The 20,671-nt window shown below is 67.2% G+C and carries 23 protein-coding genes; 15 read left to right on the top strand and 8 right to left on the bottom strand.

Features of this window, described 5'->3' with window-relative positions; all coding sequences use genetic code 11:
* Nucleotides 1-51 precede the first annotated feature (51 nt).
* From HWX31_RS15300 to HWX31_RS15270, 7 genes are all read left to right on the top strand, one after another.
* The gene (locus HWX31_RS15300; protein ID WP_174959983.1) at nucleotides 52-969 is read left to right on the top strand and encodes a LysR family transcriptional regulator; all 918 of its coding nucleotides are present in this window, start codon (nucleotides 52-54) and stop codon (nucleotides 967-969) included.
* A gap of 422 nt (nucleotides 970-1,391) precedes the next feature.
* The gene (locus tag HWX31_RS15295) at nucleotides 1,392-2,609 is read left to right on the top strand and encodes an MFS transporter (RefSeq protein WP_174959981.1); all 1,218 of its coding nucleotides are present in this window, start codon (nucleotides 1,392-1,394) and stop codon (nucleotides 2,607-2,609) included.
* Nucleotides 2,610-2,775: 166 nt separating this feature from the next.
* Nucleotides 2,776-3,888 carry an alkene reductase gene (locus HWX31_RS15290; RefSeq protein WP_174959979.1) on the top strand — a complete coding sequence of 371 codons (1,113 nt, stop codon included), beginning with the start codon at nucleotides 2,776-2,778 and terminating at the stop codon, nucleotides 3,886-3,888.
* Nucleotides 3,889-3,959: 71 nt separating this feature from the next.
* Nucleotides 3,960-4,865 carry a LysR family transcriptional regulator gene (locus HWX31_RS15285; RefSeq protein ID WP_174959977.1) on the top strand — a complete coding sequence of 302 codons (906 nt, stop codon included), beginning with the start codon at nucleotides 3,960-3,962 and terminating at the stop codon, nucleotides 4,863-4,865.
* Between the two features lie 37 nt (nucleotides 4,866-4,902).
* Nucleotides 4,903-6,045 (top strand): FAD binding domain-containing protein, encoded by a 1,143-nt coding sequence (locus tag HWX31_RS15280; RefSeq protein WP_174959975.1) that lies wholly within the window; start codon nucleotides 4,903-4,905, stop codon nucleotides 6,043-6,045.
* A gap of 235 nt (nucleotides 6,046-6,280) precedes the next feature.
* Nucleotides 6,281-6,700, top strand: coding sequence for an organic hydroperoxide resistance protein (locus HWX31_RS15275; RefSeq protein ID WP_174959973.1), 420 nt, complete (start codon nucleotides 6,281-6,283; stop codon nucleotides 6,698-6,700).
* 86 nt (nucleotides 6,701-6,786) lie between these two features.
* A complete protein-coding gene (locus HWX31_RS15270; RefSeq protein WP_174959971.1) occupies nucleotides 6,787-7,131 on the top strand; it encodes a DUF4148 domain-containing protein in 345 nt (114 codons plus the stop codon).
* A 136-nt stretch (nucleotides 7,132-7,267) separates the two neighbouring features.
* Here HWX31_RS15270 and HWX31_RS15265 read toward each other — a convergent pair whose 3' ends face one another.
* From HWX31_RS15265 to HWX31_RS15245, 5 genes are all read right to left on the bottom strand, one after another.
* The gene (locus HWX31_RS15265; protein WP_042584058.1) at nucleotides 7,268-7,723 is read right to left on the bottom strand and encodes a MarR family winged helix-turn-helix transcriptional regulator; all 456 of its coding nucleotides are present in this window, start codon (nucleotides 7,721-7,723) and stop codon (nucleotides 7,268-7,270) included.
* A gap of 150 nt (nucleotides 7,724-7,873) precedes the next feature.
* Nucleotides 7,874-8,017, bottom strand: a complete 144-nt coding sequence (locus HWX31_RS15260; protein ID WP_174959969.1) for a hypothetical protein — start codon at nucleotides 8,015-8,017, stop codon at nucleotides 7,874-7,876.
* Nucleotides 8,014-8,388: a GFA family protein gene (locus HWX31_RS15255; protein ID WP_174959967.1), complete on the bottom strand. Its 375-nt coding sequence runs from the start codon at nucleotides 8,386-8,388 to the stop codon at nucleotides 8,014-8,016. Before HWX31_RS15255 ends, HWX31_RS15260 begins: the two co-directional genes overlap by 4 nt.
* Before the next feature lie 156 nt (nucleotides 8,389-8,544).
* On the bottom strand, nucleotides 8,545-8,967 hold the full coding sequence (locus tag HWX31_RS15250; protein WP_174959965.1) for an SRPBCC family protein: 423 nt from the start codon (nucleotides 8,965-8,967) through the stop codon (nucleotides 8,545-8,547).
* A 15-nt stretch (nucleotides 8,968-8,982) separates the two neighbouring features.
* On the bottom strand, nucleotides 8,983-10,002 hold the full coding sequence (locus HWX31_RS15245; protein WP_174959963.1) for an aldo/keto reductase: 1,020 nt from the start codon (nucleotides 10,000-10,002) through the stop codon (nucleotides 8,983-8,985).
* A gap of 100 nt (nucleotides 10,003-10,102) precedes the next feature.
* Here HWX31_RS15245 and HWX31_RS15240 point away from each other — a divergent pair, with 100 nt between their 5' ends.
* A complete protein-coding gene (locus tag HWX31_RS15240; RefSeq protein ID WP_174959961.1) occupies nucleotides 10,103-11,014 on the top strand; it encodes a LysR family transcriptional regulator in 912 nt (303 codons plus the stop codon).
* A 58-nt stretch (nucleotides 11,015-11,072) separates the two neighbouring features.
* On the opposite strand, the gene HWX31_RS15235 is transcribed toward HWX31_RS15240, so the two are convergent.
* Both HWX31_RS15235 and HWX31_RS15230 read right to left on the bottom strand, forming a co-directional pair.
* Nucleotides 11,073-12,317, bottom strand: a complete 1,245-nt coding sequence (locus HWX31_RS15235; RefSeq protein ID WP_174959958.1) for a saccharopine dehydrogenase family protein — start codon at nucleotides 12,315-12,317, stop codon at nucleotides 11,073-11,075.
* A gap of 186 nt (nucleotides 12,318-12,503) precedes the next feature.
* Complete coding sequence (locus HWX31_RS15230; protein ID WP_059613665.1) at nucleotides 12,504-12,959, bottom strand: YaiI/YqxD family protein; 456 nt, start codon at nucleotides 12,957-12,959, stop codon at nucleotides 12,504-12,506.
* Nucleotides 12,960-13,156: 197 nt separating this feature from the next.
* Here HWX31_RS15230 and HWX31_RS15225 point away from each other — a divergent pair, with 197 nt between their 5' ends.
* The 7 genes from HWX31_RS15225 (at nucleotide 13,157) to HWX31_RS15195 (ending at nucleotide 19,466) form a co-directional block, all read left to right on the top strand.
* Entirely contained in the window at nucleotides 13,157-14,368 is a 1,212-nt protein-coding gene (locus HWX31_RS15225; RefSeq protein WP_174959956.1) for an MFS transporter, read from the top strand.
* Nucleotides 14,369-14,399: 31 nt separating this feature from the next.
* A complete protein-coding gene (locus HWX31_RS15220) occupies nucleotides 14,400-14,723 on the top strand; it encodes a MoaF-related domain-containing protein (protein WP_059613669.1) in 324 nt (107 codons plus the stop codon).
* A gap of 17 nt (nucleotides 14,724-14,740) precedes the next feature.
* A complete protein-coding gene (locus tag HWX31_RS15215; protein WP_174959954.1) occupies nucleotides 14,741-15,685 on the top strand; it encodes a TIGR03571 family LLM class oxidoreductase in 945 nt (314 codons plus the stop codon).
* A 126-nt stretch (nucleotides 15,686-15,811) separates the two neighbouring features.
* Nucleotides 15,812-16,618, top strand: coding sequence for a 2,5-didehydrogluconate reductase DkgB (gene dkgB / locus HWX31_RS15210; protein ID WP_174959952.1), 807 nt, complete (start codon nucleotides 15,812-15,814; stop codon nucleotides 16,616-16,618).
* 65 nt (nucleotides 16,619-16,683) lie between these two features.
* Nucleotides 16,684-17,799, top strand: coding sequence for an alkene reductase (locus tag HWX31_RS15205; RefSeq protein ID WP_174959950.1), 1,116 nt, complete (start codon nucleotides 16,684-16,686; stop codon nucleotides 17,797-17,799).
* Nucleotides 17,800-17,821: 22 nt separating this feature from the next.
* Entirely contained in the window at nucleotides 17,822-18,766 is a 945-nt protein-coding gene (locus HWX31_RS15200) for a cyclase family protein (RefSeq protein WP_208456083.1), read from the top strand.
* Nucleotides 18,767-19,043: 277 nt separating this feature from the next.
* Nucleotides 19,044-19,466, top strand: a complete 423-nt coding sequence (locus HWX31_RS15195) for a hypothetical protein (RefSeq protein WP_174959946.1) — start codon at nucleotides 19,044-19,046, stop codon at nucleotides 19,464-19,466.
* A 126-nt stretch (nucleotides 19,467-19,592) separates the two neighbouring features.
* On the opposite strand, the gene HWX31_RS15190 is transcribed toward HWX31_RS15195, so the two are convergent.
* Complete coding sequence (locus HWX31_RS15190) at nucleotides 19,593-20,612, bottom strand: aldo/keto reductase (protein ID WP_174959944.1); 1,020 nt, start codon at nucleotides 20,610-20,612, stop codon at nucleotides 19,593-19,595.
* Nucleotides 20,613-20,671 lie beyond the last annotated feature (59 nt).

Genomic DNA, 20,671 nt, shown 5'->3' with positions numbered 1-20,671 from the left:
GCGCCGGCACGCACCGGCGCCGACGATTCACGGGTTGGAGAGGATCGAACGATGGATACACTGCTTTCGATGCGGGTGTTTACGCGTATCGTCGAGACGGGCAGCTTCACGCGCGCGTCGGACACGACAGGGCTCACGACGCCGCGCGTATCCGCGCTGCTGAGCGCGCTCGAGCAACACCTCGGCTGCCGGCTGCTGAACCGCACGACGCGCCGGATCGCGCTGACCGAGGACGGGCGGGCCTACTACGAACGCTGCGTCGCGGTGCTGCGCGAGATCGACGACATGGAAGCATCGGTGTCCCACGCACGCAATGCGCCGCGCGGCCGCCTGAAGGTGAATCTGCCGCCGGCGATGGCGAAACAGATCATGGTGCCGGCGCTGCCGGCGTTCCTGGCCGCGCACCCGAGCATCACGATCGAGCTGGGCGTGACCGATCGCCAGATCGATCTCGTCGGCGAGGGCGTCGATTGCGTCGTGCGCGTCGGCGCGCTCGACGACTCCGGCCTGATCGCGAAGCGGATCGGCAGCCTGACGACCTGCACCTGTGCGTCCCCCGCCTATCTCGAACGGTTCGGCGAACCCGAAACGGTGGAGGATCTCGCGCAGCACGTCGCGGTCAGCCACGTCTCCGCCGATACGGGGCGGCCGCGGGCGTGGGAATACGTCGTCGACGGCGAGCCGCGCGTGATGCAGATGTGCGGCACGGTGGCCGTCAACGATGCGGATACCTATATCGCGTGCGGCGTCGCGGGAATCGGCCTGATCAAGACCTCGCTGTATCTGGTCGATCCTTATCTGAAGTCGGGCGAATTGCGGGAAGTCCTGACCGGCTTCAATACACCGGCGCGGCCGATTTCGGTGCTGTATCCGCCGAATCGGCACGTGCCGGCCAAGCTCAAGCTTTTCGTCGACTGGCTCTCCAGCCTGTTCGAGCAGATTCCGACGCTGCAGGGCAAGCGGGACTGAACGCGGCGGTTGCGCACGCTCGGCGCTCGGCGTTCAGCGCGATATCGCCCGGCGCCCGCCGCGAACGCCCCCGCTTCCTCGTGCCGCCCCGGATGCGCGCCACGCCGGCCGCCCATCGCATCGAGCGACGGAATTCAGGCGGGTTTAGGACATTTCAGCCGCTTCAAGCCAGACTGGGCCGTACAGCCTTTCGCCATTCGCGACGACTGCGTGGGCGGCACGTTTCGGGAAGCGCATGACGACGCGCGACCGATCCGGCCTTTGCACGGCGCGCAATGCTCGATTGCGCGCCGGGCGTATTCCCCGGTTATCGATCGATCAATAAGCTGGACGGCAGTGCGGTGGCCTCGTTTCACCGCGGCGGCAATGACTGCACCCGCTCCGCGGACGGGCGCCCGGCATCACTTTTCAAGGAGTCGACCATGTCAACGCATACCCCCTCGCTCGCGGCTCAAGGGCATGTGCCCAAGCTCACGCGCGGGCTCATTCTGCTCTTCGCGTTCAGTTGCGGCGCGATCGTCGCGAACCTGTACTACGCGCAGCCGATCACCGAACTCATCGCGCCCGGCCTGCATATGTCCGGCGACACGGCGAGCCTCATCGTATCGCTGACGCAGATCGGCTACGCGCTCGGCCTGTTCTTCATCGTGCCGCTCGGCGACCTGCTCGAGAACCGCAAGCTGATGATCGTGACGGCCGTCGTGTCGATCGCGAGCCTCGCGGCGGCGGGGCTGGTCCGCACGCCCGGGCTGTTCCTCGCGATCTCGCTGCTGATCGGCTTCAGCTCGGTCGCGGTGCAGATTCTGGTGCCGCTCGCCGCGCACCTCGCGCCGGATCATTCGCGCGGCCGCGTGGTCGGCACGATCATGGGCGGTTTGCTGCTCGGCATCCTGCTTGCCCGCCCGCTGTCGAGCGTGGTGGCCGACGCGTTCGGCTGGCGCTTCGTGTTCATGGCCGCCGCCGTGCTGATGACGCTCGTCACGGCCGTGCTTGCGCTGACGATTCCGTCGCGCCAGCCCGAGCATCGCGCCACCTACTTCGAACTGATCGGCTCGCTGCTGCATCTCGTCCGGACGATGCCGGTGCTGCGCCACCGCGCGCTCTACCAGGGGCTGATGTTCGCATCGTTCAGCCTGTTCTGGACCGCCGTGCCGGTCGAGCTGACGCGTCACTACGGGCTGTCGCAATCCGCCATCGGCCTGTTCGCGCTCGTCGGCGCGATCGGGGCGACGTCGGCGCCGGTCGCGGGTCGTCTCGCGGATGCCGGCCATACCGTGCGCGCGACGCTGATCGCGCTGGTCGCCGGCACCCTGTCGTACGCCACGGCGCTGATCCACGGCGCCGGCCTGTACGGTCTCGTCATTACCGGCATCGCGCTCGATTTCGCGGTGCAGATGAACATGGTGCTCGGCCAGCGCGAGATCTACGCGCTGCATGCCGCGAGCCGCAACCGCCTGAACGCGCTCTACATGACGAGCATCTTCGTCGGCGGCGCCGCCGGCTCCGCGCTCGCGAGCCCGCTGTACGAGCACGGCGGCTGGCCGCTCGTCGCAGCCGTCGCCGGCGCGTTCCCGATCGTCGCGCTCGCGCATTACCTCGCGATCGGGCGGCCGCACGCGGAACGCCACGCACGGACCTGAACCGGCGCCGGCACCGGTTCACGCGCGATGCCGGCCAGGGCCGTTCGCGCGCAGGAACGCTGCCGGCACGTCACCCCCGACTTCCCGCAGGAGCCGCCGCTCCGCTGCGCCCGGCACGACCGGACGCATTGCAGCACGGCCCTGCCTCACTCAAGAGGAAACCACCATGTCTTCCCTGCTCGGCAATTACGATCTGCGCGGCCTCGCGCTTCCCAACCGTGTCGTGATGGGCCCGATGACGCGTTCGCGCGCGCCGTCGCGCGGCCAGCCGACCGAACTCATGGCCGAATACTACGCACAGCGCGCATCCGCCGGGCTGATCGTGACCGAGGCGACCAACGTCAGCCCGGCCTCCGCGTCGTTCGAGCTGACGCCGGGGCTCGTCACCGACGAGCAGGCTGCCGGCTGGAAAACGATCACCGACGCCGTCCATGCGAAGGGCGGCCGCATCTTCGCGCAGCTGTGGCATGGCGGACGCGTCAGCTCGATGACGCTGCTCGGCGGCGCGGCCCCGCTGTCGCCGTCGGGCGTGAACGACGATCTCGAGCAGCTTCAGGTGTGGGCCCAACTGAGCAACGGCTACTACACGAAGATTCATGCGACGCCGTCGCGCGCGATGACGACGGACGAAGTCGTCGAAGCGGTGGCCGAATTCCGGCGCGCGGCATCTCGCGCGATGGCGGCCGGCTTCGACGGCGTCGAAATCCACGCGGCCAACGGCTACCTGCCGCACCAGTTCCTGTCGTCGACGCTGAACCTGCGCGACGACCGTTACGGCGGCTCGGTCGCGAACCGCGCGCGCTTTCTCGAGGAAATCGTCGACGCGGTCGGCGGCGTGATGCCGCTGAGCCGCGTCGGCGTGCGCATCTCGCCGTACGCGAAGTACAACAACGTGCGCGACGCGAGCCCGGATGCGACCTACGCCTACGTCGGCCGCATGCTCGACGAAGCCGGCGTCGCCTATCTGCATGCGGCCGACACCAACGGCTGGAGCGGCGAGCCCGATCTGCCGCGCATCATCGAAAACGCGCGCAAGACGTTCGGCGGCACGCTGATCGTCAACGGCGGAATCTCGCCGGATGCCGCGAACACGCTGATCGAAGCCGGCGACGCCGATCTCGTCGCGTTCGCGCGCGCCTACATCGCGAACCCCGATCTCGTCGAGCGCATCGCGGCGAACGCGCCGCTCGCCGCACCCAGGACGGTGGGCTGGTACGGCGGGGATCGCGCGGGGTACGTCGACTATGCGCGTCACGGCGAAGCCGTCGCGGCGGCCTGAGCGCTCGAGGACCGGGGATAGCATTCGAACGGCATGCAACGCAACGTTGCGGATGGCACCAAGGTGACGACATGGACAAATTCTCCGCGCTGCGCGCGTTCGTGGAAGTGGCGGAAGCCGGCGGCTTCTCGAGCGCGGGGCGGCGTCTCGATCTCGCGGCTTCGTCCGTGGTGCGCGCGGTGGACGCGCTCGAGGCGTCGCTCGGCGCCGTGCTCCTGAACCGCACGACGCGGCAGGTGACCCTGTCGGACGCGGGTGCCGTCTATTACGCGCGTGCGAAGCGGCTGCTCGAGGAACTGGCCGAGGCCGACGCGCTCGTATCCGATCGCGGCAGCGAACCGTCCGGACCGCTGCGCGTGTCGGTGCCCGTCGCCTACGGCGTGCGCTGCATCGCGCCGCACATCGCCGCGTTCCTCGCCCGCTACCCGAAGCTCGACATCGATCTGCAGCTCACCGACGAACGGGTCGATCTCGTCGTCGACAGGATCGACGTCGCGATCCGGCTCGGCGAAGCGGCGCCGTCCGCGGATGTCGTCGCCCGGCAGTACGGCGCGTTCCAGCGATACGTCGTCGCGAGCCACGCGTACCTGGAAGCGCGCGGCACGCCGGCGACGCCCGCCGAGCTGGTCGATCACGCGTGCCTGCGCTTTCACTTCGGCGGCGATCAGCAGGCCTGGACGTTTGCCGATGCCCACGGCGCGGCGAAAGTCATCGTTGCCGGGCGCCTCAAGTCGAACCACAGCGAAGTGCTGCGGCATGCCGCGCTGGACGGCGCCGGCATCGCGCTGCTGCCCGACTGGCTGGTCGACGCGGACGTCCGGTCGGGCCGGCTGCGCCGGCTCTTCGAACAGTACGAAGTCACGCCCGATGCGGCCCGCTCGGTCATCACCGCGCTCTACCTGCCGAATCAGCGGGGCTCGAAACGCGTCGGAGCGTTCATCGATTTCGTCGAATCGCTTGCGCGCGCGCCGCGCTGATTTCGCCGGCCGGTCCGGCTTGCACGAGGAAAGCATCATGGAAAACTTATCAGGCCCGCTGGCAGTCGTGATCGGCGGATCGGTCGGCGGGCTTTTCACGGCGACCGCATTGCGCGCGGCCGGATGGCGCGTCAAGGTATTCGAGCAGTCGCCGCACGACCTCGACAGCCGCGGCGGCGGCATCGTGCTGCAGCCGCCGATCGTCCGCGCGTTCGCGTTCGGCGGCGTGCCCGTGCCGCGCGATGCAGGCGTCGATTCGGTCGACCGGATCTACGTCGACGAGCACGACAGGATCGTGCAACGCCTCCACATGCCGCAAACGCAAACCGCGTGGAACGTGATCTACACGGCACTGAAGCGCGCGCTGCCCGCCGGCGTCGTTCATGCGGGTGAATCGTTCGAGCGGCTCGAGCAGGACGGCAACCGCGTGATCGCGCGCTTCGCGAGCGGCCGCGTCGAGCAGGCCGACCTGCTGGTCGGCGCCGACGGCGGCCGGTCGAGCGTGCGCGCGCAGCTCGTTCCGGATGCGCGGCCCGCGTATGCGGGCTATGTCGCGTGGCGCGGGCTCGTCGACGAACGCGATCTTTCCGATTCGGTACTGCGCGTGTTGCGCGAACGCTTCACGTTTCAGCAAGGCAACGCGCATCTTTTCCTGACCTATCTGGTGCCCGGCCGCGACGGCGCGGTCGAGCCGGGTGAGCGGCGCGTGAACTGGGTCTGGTACCGGCGTCTCGCGCCCGACCGGCTGCCGGCGCTGTTCCTCGCACAGGACGGCACCCAGCGCGACGGCTCGCTGCCGCCCGGCGCAATGCGGGACGACAATCGGCTCGAACTCGTCGATGCGGGCCGCCGGATGCTCGCGCCGACGCTCGCGGCGCTCGTCGACGCGACGCGCGCGCCGTTCGCCCAGGCCATTCAGGATCTCGCGGTCGACAGGATGGTCTTCGGCCGGGCGGTGTTGCTCGGCGACGCGGCGTGCCTCGTCCGGCCGCATACGGCGGCCGGCGTCGCGAAAGCCGCGGAAAACGCGGTCGATCTCGCCGAAGCGCTGCGGGACGTCACGCGCGGTACGGCGGTCGATGTCGCGCTGTCACGCTGGGAAGCCCGCCAGCTCGCGGCCAATGCGTCGCTGGCCGAACTCGGCGTCTCGCTCGGCACGCGGATCATGGGGGCTGCGTAATCGCGCAAATTCTGCCGGCCTGAACCCCGCCGCCCCGCCGCGCAACGCGCCCGCTGCGAGTTAATGCCGTCGGACGATCCGGCGATACGTCCCTGTATCGCCTCGGATACATCCATATACATCGCATGCGATTTAATCGATACCGCTTGACATTGCAAAGCACCAGTCGCAGAATGCATCGCGTGCGATCGAATCGCATGCGCAGACACCCACTTCACCACGTCAGGAGTTCAAGATGAGCAAGATCGAAAAAGTGCTGTACACCGGTAAAACCCACACCTCGTCCGGCGGCCGCGACGGCGCGGTGCGCAGTTCCGACGGCCGCCTGGACCTCCAGCTTTCGTCGCCGGGCAGCGCGGGCGGCGGCACCAATCCGGAGCAGCTGTTCGCCGCGGGCTGGTCGGCGTGTTTCATCGGTGCGATGCAGCTCGCGGCGCGCGCATCGAAGATCACGCTGCCGGCGGATCTCGCGGTCGACGCCGAAGTGGATCTGGGCACGTCCGGCAATGCGTATTTCCTTCAGGCGCGGCTCAACGTCAGCGTGCCCGGCCTCGAACGTGACGTCGCACAACGCATCGTCGATGCCGCGCATGAGACCTGCCCATATTCGAAAGCGACGCGCGGCAACATCGACGTCGCCATCAATCTGGTCTGAGCATGCCTTTGCATCACCCGATGTCCGCGGCCTGTCGGTCCGAAATCGGCCCCCTAACCATTGAACATCTTTTGTCGAGGTCAACCATGAAAACCCCTCTGATCGCTGCCCTGCTCGTCGCCGTTTCAGCCGCCTTCACCGCACCCGCGTTCGCCGGCGTCGAAACTTCGCCTTCCGCTGCGGCCCTCACCCGCGCGCAAGTGCGGGCGGAGCTGGCCGAACTGCAGAAAGCGGGCTACCAGCCGGGCCGCGCCAACGACCCGCACTACCCGGACGACCTGAAGGCGGCCCTGACGCGCATTCACGCGAACGACGCGGCCGCAGGCGACACGTCGGCGTCCGGCTACGGCGGCAACGCCGACGCCGCCACGCAGGCCGGCCGCCGCAACGTAATCCGCAGCGCCGAGCGTTCGATCTACTTCGGTCATTGAATGGACAAGCGGCCGGAATCGACCGCATCGATGTCATTACATTTCCACAAAACACCGCATACGATGTAATCGCATGCGGTGTTTTGTTTTGAAAAAAGGCGGAAGCATTTCCTGCTTCCGCCTGCCTGCCCCGCCGTCACGCCTGTTCCTGCTCCTCGGTCGAGCGGATCAGGTTATTGCGCAGCGTCACGATCGCCTTCTGCATCTTGGCGAACTCGTCGGGCTTCAGCCCGGTCGCCTCGACGAGATCCATGCCCAGCCCCTTCTCGCGCAAACGCCGGCCGCTCTTGGTCAGGCTGACGAGCACCTGGCGCTCGTCGGCGGGATCGCGCTGACGCTGCAGGTAGCCCATCGCTTCGAGCTTCTTCAGGATCGGCGTGAGCGTATTGGATTCGAGGAACAGCTTTTCGCCGAGGCTGCCGACCGTCTGGTTGTCCTCCTCCCACAGCGCAATGATCGTGATGTATTGCGTGTACGTGAGGCCAAGCTCCTCGAGAATGGGCTTGTAGGCCTTGCCGAAGGCCAGGTTCGCCGAATAGACGGCGAAGCACAGGAAGTCGGACAGCCTGGGCGCTGTCTGGGTCGGTTTCATCGGCTGCCTCCTTGGCAAAGATCGCGGCGAATGCACGCATTATATGTCGCGTGCGATCTTATCGGAAGCAATCGGGATGGCCGACGCGCGGCGCATGCCGCGGCCGGCTGTTGCGCAACGATGTGGACGATGCCGGTTGCGCCCCGGCGCTCACCGTCGCCGGTCGCCGTGCCGGTCCGCTTTCCTGTCGGCTCGCAGCCGGCTTTCCGTCAGCAGCGAGCACTGCAGGGGATGAACGAGTTCGGTCGCGAATCCGCCCGCGGCGAACAGGAGGATCGTCAGCCAGCGCTTCATGCGTCCTCCACCACGGACAGGCTGGCGCCGTCGGAGACGGCGGCATCGAGCGCGTACGCATCGACGCCGTCGAGACAGCCGAGGTTGACGCGCCAGCATGCAGGGTCCTTGCGCGTCTGGTGGAACGGATAGATGCCGCAGTGCTTGCAGAAGTAGTGTTTCGCGACGCGCGTGTTGAACTGATAGACCGTCAGCGCGTCCCGACCTGCCAGGATTCTTAGCTCATGGCCGTCGAACATCGGGCTCATCAGCGCGCCCTTGCGGCGGCACAGGCTGCAGTTGCAGCGCGCCGCCGGCGTGACGGCGGTGCGGACTTCGAATTTCACGGCCCCGCAATGGCAGGACCCTTTGTGCCAGGCAGCATGTTGCATTTTGCGCTCCGTATCAAGGTCATGCCTTGCGTTATAGCGCACGCGACAGGTTGCCTTGTATCGCGATGTATCCGTGTCGCCGGCGGATACATCGCGATTCATTTCGGGCGGCTTGCGGTACGCGGCCGCGGCCGCGACCGCCCGGCCGACGCATCGTTACGCGGTTGCCGAGAACCGCTTCGCGAGTTCGCTCAGGCCGTCTTCATAGATGCCGCGGAACAGCTTGCTCGCTTCCTCGTCCGTCGAGCCGTTCGGCGTGAACGTGCCGGACCATTCGACTTTCGATGCGTTCGGGCCGCCGTTCTCGCGCACGCGCAGCGTGGAGCGATAGTTCACGACCGGGAACGGCGCCTCGAGGATCGCGTAGCTGTAGCTGCGCTCCGCTTCGTCGAACGCGACCAGACGCTCGACGATCGTCGCACCGGCCGGATTGGCCAGCCGGCGCACGCGCCCGCCTTCGCTCAGTTCGCTGCTCGGAATGTACGACAGCCAGTCGGGCAGCGACCCGAACCCGCCGATCAGCGTCCAGACCTCGTCGGCCGACGCCGGGATGTCGATGCTTGCGCATGCCTGTGCCATGTCGTCATCCCCTGTTCAACGATCGGTCGGCAGCGGCGCATGGGCCGCGACGAGACCTTGTTCACGCATCTCGCGCCAGAAGTCGGCCGGAATGACCTCTTTCAGCGCGGCCTGGTCTTCCGCGATCCGCGCCGGACGGCTGGCACCCGGCATGACCGCGACGGACGCGGGATGCGCGAGCGAGAACTGCAGCGCAGCGGCCTTCACGCTCACGTTGTGGCGCGCGGCAGTTGCCTTGATCCGTTCGACCTTGGCCAGGATCTCCGGCGAAGCCTTCTGGTATTCGAAGTGCGTGCCGCCCGCGAGCACGCCCGAGCTGTACGGGCCGCCGACGACGATATCGACGCCCTGCGCGGCCGCCGCCGGCATCAGGCGCTGCAGCGCGCGCTCGTGGTCGAGCAGCGAATAGCGTCCCGCCAGCAGGAAACCGTCCGGCTGCGCCTCGGACAGATCGAGGGTCAGTTCGCACGGCTCGACGCGGTTGACGCCGAGGCCCCACGCCTTGATCACGCCTTCTTCACGCAGCCGGGTCAGCACGCGGAACGCGCCCTTGCGCGCGACCTCGAACTGCGCGAGCCATTCGTCGCCGTAGAAATCCTGCGCGATGTCGTGGATCCAGACGATGTCCAGGCGATCCATGCGCAGGCGCTTCAGGCTGTCCTCGATCGAGCGCAGCGTGGCGTCGGCGGAGTAGTCGTTGACGATCTTGTTCGGGCGGCCGAATTCGAACAGCCCGCCCTTCTCGCCGAGATCGCGCGCCGTGACGTCTTCGATCTCGTCGAGGATCACTCGGCCGACCTTCGTGCTGAGCACGAATTCGTCGCGCGGATGGTTGGCCAGCGCTTCGCCGACGCGCATTTCAGACAGGCCTGCACCGTAGAACGGCGCCGTGTCGAAATAGCGCACGCCCTGTTGCCACGCGGCTTCGACCGTCGCCAGCGCTTCGTCCTCGGGAATGTTGCGGAACATGTTGCCGAGCGGTGCAGTGCCGAAGCCAATGATGTTGCCAGCCGGAAGTGTGCCTTTGAGACTCATGAACTTCTCCATGTGTTAGGGAAAGTGAGCCCAGTCTAGGTTGCGTAGTTATGCCTGTCCAAGACATAATTCGACACACTTAAGTCACACAAGGTCTTATATGCTCGACATGCGCCAACTCCAGTACTTCATCGCGGTGGCGGAGGAAGAACACGTCGGGCGCGCCGCGGAGCGTCTGCACATTTCGCAGTCGCCGCTCAGCCGCCAGATCGCCCAGTTCGAGGAAAAGCTCGGCCTGACGCTGTTCGAGCGCACCCAGCAACGCATCCGGCTGACGCGGGACGGCCGCACCTTCCTGAACGAGGCGCGCGCCTTCCTGACGCACGCGAACCGGCTGGAATCGCTCGCGCGGCGGCTCGGCAAAGGCGACGAAGGCGGCCTGTGCATCGGCTACCTGGAAACGTCGATGCACTCGGGCGTGCTGCCCCGCGCGCTGAAAGCGCTGCGCGCCGACCGTCCGGCCGTGCACATCGCGCTGTACAACTATCATTCCGCCGCGCAGCTCGAAGGCTTGCGCGAACGCAGCCTCGACATCGCGCTCGTCAGCGAGCCCCCTGCCGCCGACGACGCGGAACTGGAGTCGTCGCTGGTGCTGAACGATCCGATGCTGCTGGCGATGCCCGACGAGCATCCGCTGGCCGGGAAGCGGACGCTGTCGGCGGACGACCTCGCCACGCAACCCTGGATCGGCGTCACGCAGGAGGAAAGCGCGCCGCGTCACGGCGCGTTCGTGGCGGCCTGCGCGAAGGCCGGCTTTTCCCCGAACATTACCGTCGAGGCAACCGAGCCCCTGGCGGCGTTGGGGCTCGTCGCGGCCGGACTCGGCGTGACGATGATCCAGCAGAGCCTTCGCGAGCAAGTGCCGCAAGGCGTCGTAGTGCGCGAGCTGCCGTGGTTCAGCTACCGCACGCCCCTGTGGGCCGCGTGGCACAAGGTCAACCTGCGGCCGCTGGTCGGCATCTTCCGGGAAATCCTGGTCACCGCGAACAGCGTCGAGTTCTCGGGCAAATGACGGCGTCGACGGTCGTCGGGTGACCGCACAGAATCCGCAATCGGCGAAGGCGACGGCCTCAAATCCGCTCGAAACGCAGCCCCGCATGACGAACCAGACGCTCGATATAGCGCTCGTCGAACATCGTCGCAGGCGTCCAGAAGCTGCCGCCGCGCCCCGTCTTCTCGCCGTCCCTGCGGCAATCCAGCGCGAGACTGATCGCCGCCTGGCCCAGCATCTTGCCCGTGGAGCCGTAACCCGGGTCGCGATCCCCGGTGACTTTCACGCGCAAGGTCTGCCCGTCGCCGGTGCGGCCGAAGAAACGCAAGTCGTAGCGGCCGGCCAACTGGGCCTCGACGCTCGGCCCCTCGCCGGGCTTCGGCAGCAGGAACCGCTCCATCAGGCCGCGCACCGGCTTGATGACGACGCCCGCCATGAACGCACCCAGGCCGGCGACGATCGCCAGGGCGGCCAGCCGGCCCTTGAGGCCCGTGCCCGTCATGACGGCTTCGTCATAGGTGAACCGGCTGCCATAGGCGTTGTCCGCAAGCGCGTTGGAGCGGTGCACGACACGCTCGTTGACGGCCGCCATCACGAAGGGAGCGATCCACGCATCGCAGTCGCGATCGAATTCGGCCGATCTGACGGCGTGCTGCCGCACCGTGAATCCGTGGCCTTTCGGGCACAGCGAATAAGGATCGAGCAGCGTCCTGCGCAACGCAGGGTCGGCCGCGGCTTCCCGAACGACGTTGATCACGCTCGCCACCGTTCCGCCCGACGCCCCGCCCTTCAGCGTCCTGACGCGCATCTTCACCTGCTCGGCCGGCACGCCCCACTGCCGCGTTGCCTGTTGCTGCAGGAAAAAGACGCCCATGTCCGACGGAACCGAATCGAAGCCGCAGCAATGGACGATGCGCGCCCCCGACTGCCGGGCCGCGGGCTCGTACCTGTCGATCATCCGCTTGATCCACTGGGTCTCGCCGGTGAGGTCGCAGTAGTCCGTGCCGCTTTCCGCGCACGTCCTGACCAGCGGCTCCCCGTAAAGCGCATAGGGTCCGACGGTGGACACCACCACCCGCGTTTGTGCGCATAGCGCTTGCAGCTGCGCGTCGTCGGCCGCGTCGGCGACGATGATCGGCAACGACTGCCCCGCCGCGCCCAGCGAATCCCTGACCTGCCTGAGCTTCGCTTCCGAGCGGCCGGCGATGGCCCAGCGCAGCGTCTCACCGTCGCCCGACAGGTGTTCGGACAGGTAGCGGGTCAGGATCTGCCCGACGAAGCTGGTGGCGCCAAATACGACGAGATCATGGGTCGGCGTGGTCATGGACGATTCCTTTGGAGCGGGCGTGGCCGGCTTCACGTCTCGCGGCAACAGGCCCTGCGTGAACGACGGCGTATCGGTCTGCACCGAAGTCCGGTATTGCCGTCAGCAAGCACTTTAAGGTTGAACGCGACTTCAAGGTCAAGGACCCGGATAGAGGAACACGTCGGTCGTCGCTTTAGCTTCGAATCATTCGGCACCCGTGCGACGGGCGAGGAACCGGTCGAGTTGCCCCGCGAACGCCTTGCCATCTCGCGCGCTATAGGGCGCCGGCCCTCCCGTGTCGATGCCCGTACTGCGAAGTTGATCCAGCATGGCACGCGTCGACAGGCGCTCCTCGATATTCTCGCGGCTGAACCAGTTTCCGCGCGGATCGAGCGCGTGGCCGCCCTTGTCGAGGACGGCGGCCGCAAGCGGTATGTCCGCCGTGATCACGAGATCGCCGGCGGTGACCAGCTCGACGATGCGGGCATCGGCGGCATCGAAACCCGCCGGTACTTGAAGCGCCTTGATAAAGGGAGACGGCGGCGTGCGCAGATACTGATTCGCGACCAGGGTCACGTGGACTTCGGCACGACGCGCGGCCCGAAACAACATGTCCTTGATCACGACGGGACACGCGTCGGCATCGACCAGCACTTGCATGGCGGCATTTCCAATACACAAAACAGAAGTAGCGATCATATCGCACTGCCGGCGGGCATCTTGCGGCGGCAGGCGGCCGGGCGACACCCTCAATTCTTGATTTCAAATCAAAACAATTTGGTGAATCGACTGGTTTTTCCGCAAAAATAAACCGGGCACACTGCGCTCCGTCATTACTGGAACCTGGAGCGCCCATCATGCCTCTTGCCCTGCTCGCGCTGACGATCAGCGCATTCGCCATCGGCACGACCGAATTCGTGATCGTCGGGCTGATCCCGACGATCGCCACCGATCTCGCCGTCACCCTGCCCTCCGCGGGCCTGCTCGTCAGCCTCTATGCGCTCAGCGTCGCGATCGGCGCGCCGCTGCTCACCGCGCTCACCGGCCGCGTGCCGCGCAAGACGCTGCTCGCCGGGCTGATGGCGCTGTTCACCGTCGGCAACCTCGTCGCGTGGCAGGCGCCCGGCTACGAATCGCTGATCGTCGCGCGCATCCTCACCGGCCTCGCGCACGGCGTGTTCTTCTCGGTCGGCTCGATCATCGCGACCACACTCGTGCCGAAACACAAGGCCGCGAGCGCGATCGCGACGATGTTCAGCGGGATGACCGTCGCGTTCGTCGCCGGCATTCCGCTCGGCACCTTCATCGGCCAGCACTTCGGCTGGCGCGCGACGTTCCTGGTCGTCGCGCTGTTCGGCCTCGTCGCGTTCCTCGGCGCGGTCGCGTTCGTGCCGCGCCGGCTGCCGCAAACGGAACCCGCGCCGCTCGCCCGGCAGTTCCGCGTGCTGGCGCAGCCGCGCTTGCTGCTCGTGTTCGCGATGACGGCGGTCGGCTACGGCGGCTCGCTGATCGCGTTCACGTACATGGCCCCGCTGCTCGAGCAGATCGCCGGCTTCACGCCGTCGCAGATCAGCCTCGTGCTCGTCGGCTACGGCGTGTCGGTCGCATTCGGCAACGTGTGGGGCGGCAAGCTCGCGGATCGCGTCGGCCCCGTCAAGGCGCTCAAGCGGATCTTCCTGCTGCTCGCCGTCGTGCTGCTGGCGCTGACGTTCACGGTTCACGTCAAGTGGCTCGCGGTGCTGACGATGCTCGCGTGGGGCGCGGTCGCGTTCGGCAACGTGCCGGGCCTGCAGGTCTACGTCGTCAAGCAGGCGCGGCATTTCGCGCCGGATGCCGCCGACGTCGCGTCGGGCTTCAACATCGCCGCCTTCAACCTCGGCGTCGCGGGCGGCTCGTCGCTCGGCGGCCTGATCGTCGCGCACGTCGGCCTCGGCCACACGCCGTGGATCGCCGCGGTCGTCACGCTCGGCGCGTTCGCGCTCACCGCGCTGAGCGGCCGCCTCGACCAGCGCGCCGGCTTGCCCGAGCGCACGGCCGAGCCCGCCGAAGCCGCCGAATTCGCCCACTGAGCCCGTCCGCTACCCGCAGGAGATCACCACCATGAACGCATCGACCCAACGTCCGCCGTTTGCCGGCAAGACCTTCGAAGTCCGCTACGCCGGGCTGACCGCGATCAACGCGTATGCCGACGACGGCGTCCACATGCGCTACGAAATCACCGAAGGCGATTTCACCGGCGCGAAGGGCGAAGTCGCCTATGCGTGGCAGCACGTCGCCGGCGAGATCTACGCGATCTCGTGGCAGGAAGCCGACCGCGCGACCGTCGTGCACATCGACGACTTCGCCGCCGGCACGTCGCGCTCGTTCTTCACCGCGCCGTCGCTCGATTTTCATCGGCTCGAAGGCAGCCTGCGCGCGCTCTGAAACGGATCTTCCCGACCATGCCCACTCCCCTTGGCAAACTGACGCGCGGCGGCTTCAGCATCGGCATCGAGCTGCCGCTCGACAACGACTGGTCGCCGGCAGGCGACGCGAAGCGCCAGCGCGACGCGCGCAGCCCCGGCGTGCCCGACCTGGAAAACCACGCGGCACTCGCCCGGCTCGCGGATACGCTCGGCTTTCGCGCGCTCTGGGTGCGCGACGTGCCGGTGTACGACCCGGCGTTCGGCGACGCCGCGCAGGTGTTCGAAGTGTTTTCGTATCTCGGCTACCTCGCCGGCATCACGCGCGACATCCTGCTCGGCACGGCGGCCGTCGTGCTGCCGCTGCGCGAGCCGCTGCTGACGCTGAAGTCGGCCGCTACGATCCAGGAACTGAGCGGCGGCCGCCTGCTGCTCGGCGTCGCGAGCGGCGACCGGCCGGTCGAATACCCGCTGTTCGGCCGCGACTTCGAATCGCGCGGCGCGAACTTCCGCGACCAGATCGCGCTGTTGCGCGACGGCGCGCGCGGGCACCTGCCGCCGGGCCTCGACGTGCTGCCCGCCGCGCGCACGCCGATTCCGCTGTTCGTCGCGGGCCTCGCGCAGCAGACGCCGGCCTGGATCGGCGCACACCTGGACGGCTGCCTCGCGTACCCGGGCACACCGTCCGACCATCAACACCGCGTCGCCGCGTGGCGCGCGGTGGCGGGCGACAAGCCGTACACGAGCTTCATTCACCTCGACCTCGCCGCCGATCCGCACGAGCCGCTGCAGCGCCACCGCTTCGGCGCGCGCGCGGGGCGCATCGGGCTGATCGAGGAACTGGCGGCGATGCGCGACGCGGGCGTGCAGCACATCGGCCTGCATTTCCGCCGCAACCGCCGCCCGCTCGACGAGACGCTGGCCGAGATCGCCGCGGAAGTCCTGCCCGCGTTCCATGCGCCGGCGGACGCGCCCGTCGCATGAACCGTATTTGATTTCAAATCAAATATTTTTGTCTTCTAGAGGCGTTTATTTCATTAGTGGCAAGCGCCAGAATGCCTGAATGCCTCACGGACCCACCCGGTCCACCTACACTCCACGGAGCACATCATGAGCAAGATCCCCGCTTTCGGCCTCGGCACGTTCCGCCTGCAGGAGCAGGTCGTCATCGATTCGGTCCGCAACGGCCTCGAACTCGGCTACCGCGCGATCGACACCGCGCAGATCTACGGCAACGAAGCGCAAGTGGGCGAAGCGATCGCCGCGTCCGGCGTGCGCCGCGACGAGCTGTTCCTGACCACGAAGATCTGGGTCGACCACTACGCGAAGGACAAGCTCGTGCCGAGCCTGCAGGAAAGCCTCGAGAAGCTGCGCACCGACTACGTCGACCTGACGCTGATCCACTGGCCGGCGCCCGGCAACGGCGTGTCGATCGAGGAATTCATGACCGCGCTTGCCGACGCGAAGGCGAAGGGCCTGACGCGCCGGATCGGCATCTCGAACTTCAACATCGAGCTGACGAAGCAGGCGATCGCCGCCGTCGGCAAGGGCGAGATCGCGACCAACCAGATCGAGCTGAGCCCGTACCTGCAGAACCGCAAGCTGGTCGCGTTCCTGCAGAGCGAGGGCATCCACGTCACGTCGTACATGACGCTCGCGTACGGCAAGGTGCTCGGCAACGCGGTGATCGGCGCGATCGCGCAGAAGCACCAGGCCACGCCGGCCCAGGTCGCGCTCGCGTGGGCGCTGCAGCTCGGCTACTCGGTGATTCCGTCGTCGACGAAGCGCGAGAACCTCGCGAGCAACCTGCTCGCGCCGACGCTGCGCCTCACCGACGACGACATGGCGCAGATCGCCGCGCTCGAGCGCAACGGCCGCGAAGTCGACCCCGCCGGCCTCGCGCCGGAGTGGGACTGATCGCCCCGGCACATTCTCATACCCGCCCGCGGCCCGCAGGCCGCGGGCCTGACAGGACACCCATCATGACCCAGGACCCCTTGTTTCAACCGCTGCAACTCGGCGCGCTGACGCTGCCGAACCGCATCGTGATGCCGCCGATGACCCGCTCGCGCGCGAGCCAGCCCGGCGACGTCGCCAACGACCTGATGGCCGCGTACTACGCGCAGCGCGCGGGCGCCGGCCTCATCGTCAGCGAAGGCACCTACATCGCGCCGCTCGGCAAGGGCTATGCGTGGACGCCGGGCATTCATGCGCCCGAGCACGTCGCCGGCTGGCGCAAGGTGACCGACGCCGTGCACGCCGCCGACGGGCGCATCTTCGCGCAGCTCTGGCACGTCGGCCGGCTGAGCCACACGAGCCTGCTCGGCGGCCGGCAGCCGGTATCGTCTTCGCCGCTCCAGGCGACGGGCGTGAACGTGTTCATCGCGGGCGAGGACGGCAGCACGCCCGGCTTCGTGCAGGCCTCCGAGCCGCGCGCGCTGACGGTCGAGGAAATTCGCGAAGTCGTCGAACAGTATCGCGCCGCCGCCCGCAACGCGATCGACGCGGGCTTCGACGGCGTCGAGCTGCACGGCGCGAACGGCTATCTCGTCAACCAGTTCATCGACTCGAACGCCAACACGCGCACGGACGAATACGGCGGCTCGCTCGAGAACCGGCTGCGCTTCCTCGGCGAAGTCGCGCAGGCGCTGATCGAAGGCGCCGGCGACGCCTCGCGCGTCGGCATCCGCCTCGCGCCGCTGACCACGCTGAACGGCTGCGTCGACGCCGATCCGGAAACGACGTATCTCGCCGCCGCGAAACTGCTTGCCGATCTCGGCGTCGGCTACCTGCACATCGCGGAAGCGGACTGGGACGATGCGCCGCTGATGCCGGTCGAATTCAAGCAGAAGCTGCGCGCCGTCTACCCCGGCGTGCTGATCTATGCGGGCAAGTACACCGCGGAACGCGCACGCGCAGCGATCGCCGCCGGCTGGGCCGACCTGATCGCGTTCGGCCGTCCGTTCGTCGCGAACCCCGACCTGCCCGAACGCCTGCGCATCGGCGCCGAGCTCGCGTCGCACGACCGCAACACGCTGTTCGGCGGCGACGCGCGCGGCCTGACCGACTATCCGACGCTGGCCGAAGCCGCGGCCTGAACGAACGCGCTAACCGATGATGATGAAGAAAACCCTCGCGAAACTCGCACTCTCCGCGCTGCTGCCGTTCGCTGCCGCGCAAGCGGCGCATGCGGCGGACTGGTATCCGTCCGTCTACGGCCCGAACGACGAGATCGGCGCGGCCAACCTGCTGACGCCCGACGTCATCAAGCAGGCCGTCGGCCTCGTGAAGGCCGGCAAGACCTACCCGCTGGCCGTGCCGGTGGACAAGAACCTGCCGGCGTTCCGCCATCGCAGCTTCCGCCTGTACAACGTGCAGGTCGGCCAGCAGGCCGGCAAGAGCCTCGGCCCGAACAAGTTCACCTTCAACGACGAACTCGTCAACGCGTGGACCGGCGTCGGCACGCAGCTCAACGGCATCGGCCACATCGGCATCGACAACGTCTACTACAACGGCAACAAGGCGGCCGACTTCGTCACCGTCGACGGCGTGAAGAAGCTCGGCGTCGAGAAGGTGCCGCCGATCGTCACGCGCGGCGTGGTGCTCGACATGACCGCGTACTACGGCAAGCCGATCGTCCCGGGCGGCACCGAGTTCACCGTGGCCGACATCAAGGCCGTGCTGAAGCAGGAAGGCGTGACCCTGCGCAAGGGCGACGTGGTGCTGTTCAACACCGGCTGGCTGGAGCTGATCGGCAGGGACAACAAGCAGTTCCTGGAAGTGGAGCCGGGCATCGGCATGGAAGCCGCGAAGTGGCTGGCCGACCAGGGCATCGTCGCGTTCGGCGGCGACACCTGGGCGTCCGAGGTCTATCCGAACCCCGGTACCAGGGAGGAATTCCCGATCAACCAGTACATGCTCGCGAAGCGCGGCATCTACAACCTGGAGTTGATCGACAGTCGTGCGCTCGTGCGCGACAAGGCGTGGGAGTTCCTGTTCGTGCTGGGCCAGCCGCTGTACATCGGCTCGACGCAGGTCAACATCAACCCGGTCGCGATCCGGTAACGCAACGGCTCGGCCGCCGGTGCCGAGCCATCCCGACGAGCGACGCGGCTCATTCGCCGCGTGCGCTTGTCGAATGGCGGGTCGCCCGCACGACGGGCTTCCCGCCGCGCGCCGCTCCGCCACCCGGAACGGCCCTTCAGACTTCTCCCGAGCGGTCAATCGACTTCACATTGTGCGAAGTATCAATTCAACGCCATTGCCGGCCGGGTCGTTGAAACACGCACATGCCATAATTCGCCAGTTCCTGAGCTACCGAACGCATCGTGTCCTACGCGAAATGATTTTGATCAGATCACTTGCCGCCGCCTGCCTGTTGCTGGCTGGATGTATTGCTACAGCGCACGCCGAGACGTACCCGCCGGAAGTATCGAGAAACATCGACAAACTCCAGTCCAAATGTGCCCGCAAGTCCAACGATCCCAAGGCGCCGGCCTGCATCGAATACAAGGCCACGTTGGCCCGCACCATTCCACCCGCCGTCCAGGCACTGATGCATCAGGAAGAAGTGGTCGATGGCACATGCCGGAACGGCCCGGCACCAAGACTATTGCCTGACGGGCAATATGCTCCGGGGAGCGCCTGCGCACAACGCGAACAGTTGATGAAGACCATTCGCCAGCACGGCTGGTGCTGGGGTCATACGGACATGGATAGCTATCACCCGGGTTGGGTGATCTGCCATCCCGGTGAATGGCAGTAAGGCCGCCCGTTTCGGCCAGAATCCGTTGCACTGAGAAGTGCGGACATCGACCACGGGCTGACGCTCCCGGTTCGGCACCGGCATCGCAATGCTTGCGAATGCCGGTGCGGTTTCATCGCGTCGGGCTCAACGGTCGATCGGCAGCGGCGCATCGCCCGCGACGAGCCCCTGCTCGCGCATCTCGTGCCAGAAGTCGGCCGGGATGTCCGCCTTCAGCGCCGCCTGGTCTTCCGCGATCCGCTCCGGACGGCTCGCGCCCGGAATGACTGCCGCGGTCGCCGAATGCGCGAGCACGAATTGCAGCGCGGCCGCCTTGACCGGCACGCCATGACGCTCGGCGATCGCCTTGATCCGTTCGACCTTGGCCAGGATTTCGGGCGGGGCCTTCTGATATTCGAAATGCGTGCCGCCTGCGAGCACACCCGAACTGTAAGGACCGCCAACGACGATCCCGACTTCGTTGGCCCCGGCCGCCGGCATCAGGCGTTGCAGCGCGCGCTCGTGGTCGAGCAGCGTGTAGCGCCCGGCCAGCAGGAAACCGTCCGGTTTCGCCTCGGCGAGATCCAGGGTCAGCTCGCACGGCTCGACGCGATTCACGCCGAGGCCCCATGCCTTGATCACCCCTTCATCGCGCAGCCGCGTCAGCACGCGGAACGCGCCTTTGCGCGCGATCTCGAACTGCGCGATCCATTCGTCGCCGTAGATGTCCTGCGCGATGTCATGCACCCAGACGATGTCAAGGCGGTCGGTGCGAAGGCGCTTCAGGCTGTCTTCGATCGAGCGCAGCGTTGCATCGGCCGAGTAGTCGCTGACGAGGCGATTGGGCCGGCCGTGCTCGAAAATCCCGTTTTTCTCGCCGTAGTCGCGCAGCTTCGCGTCTTCGAGCTCGTCGAGGACGAGCCGGCCGACTTTCGTGCTGATCACATAGTCGTCGCGCGAATGGCCGGCCAGCGCTTCGCCGAGACGCAACTCGGCAAGACCTGCGCCGTATGACGGCGCCGTGTCGAACAGGCGAATGCCGTGCTGCCATGCGGCTTCGATGGTGGCCGCGGCTTCCTCGTCGGGAATGTTGCGGAACATGTTGCCGAGCGGCGCTGCGCCGAAACCCAAGGCGCTGCCGGCGGACAGCGTGTCTTTGAGGCTCACGAATTTCTCCAGGCGTGACAAAACGTGAGCCGAGTCTAAGTAGCCCGCACCGGAGTGTC

Source organism: Burkholderia ubonensis (assembly GCF_902833085.1).
Classification (GTDB): domain Bacteria; phylum Pseudomonadota; class Gammaproteobacteria; order Burkholderiales; family Burkholderiaceae; genus Burkholderia; species Burkholderia ubonensis.
Note: the sequence above shows the minus strand (reverse complement) of the source record. Positions and strands in the feature narration are given on the sequence as shown.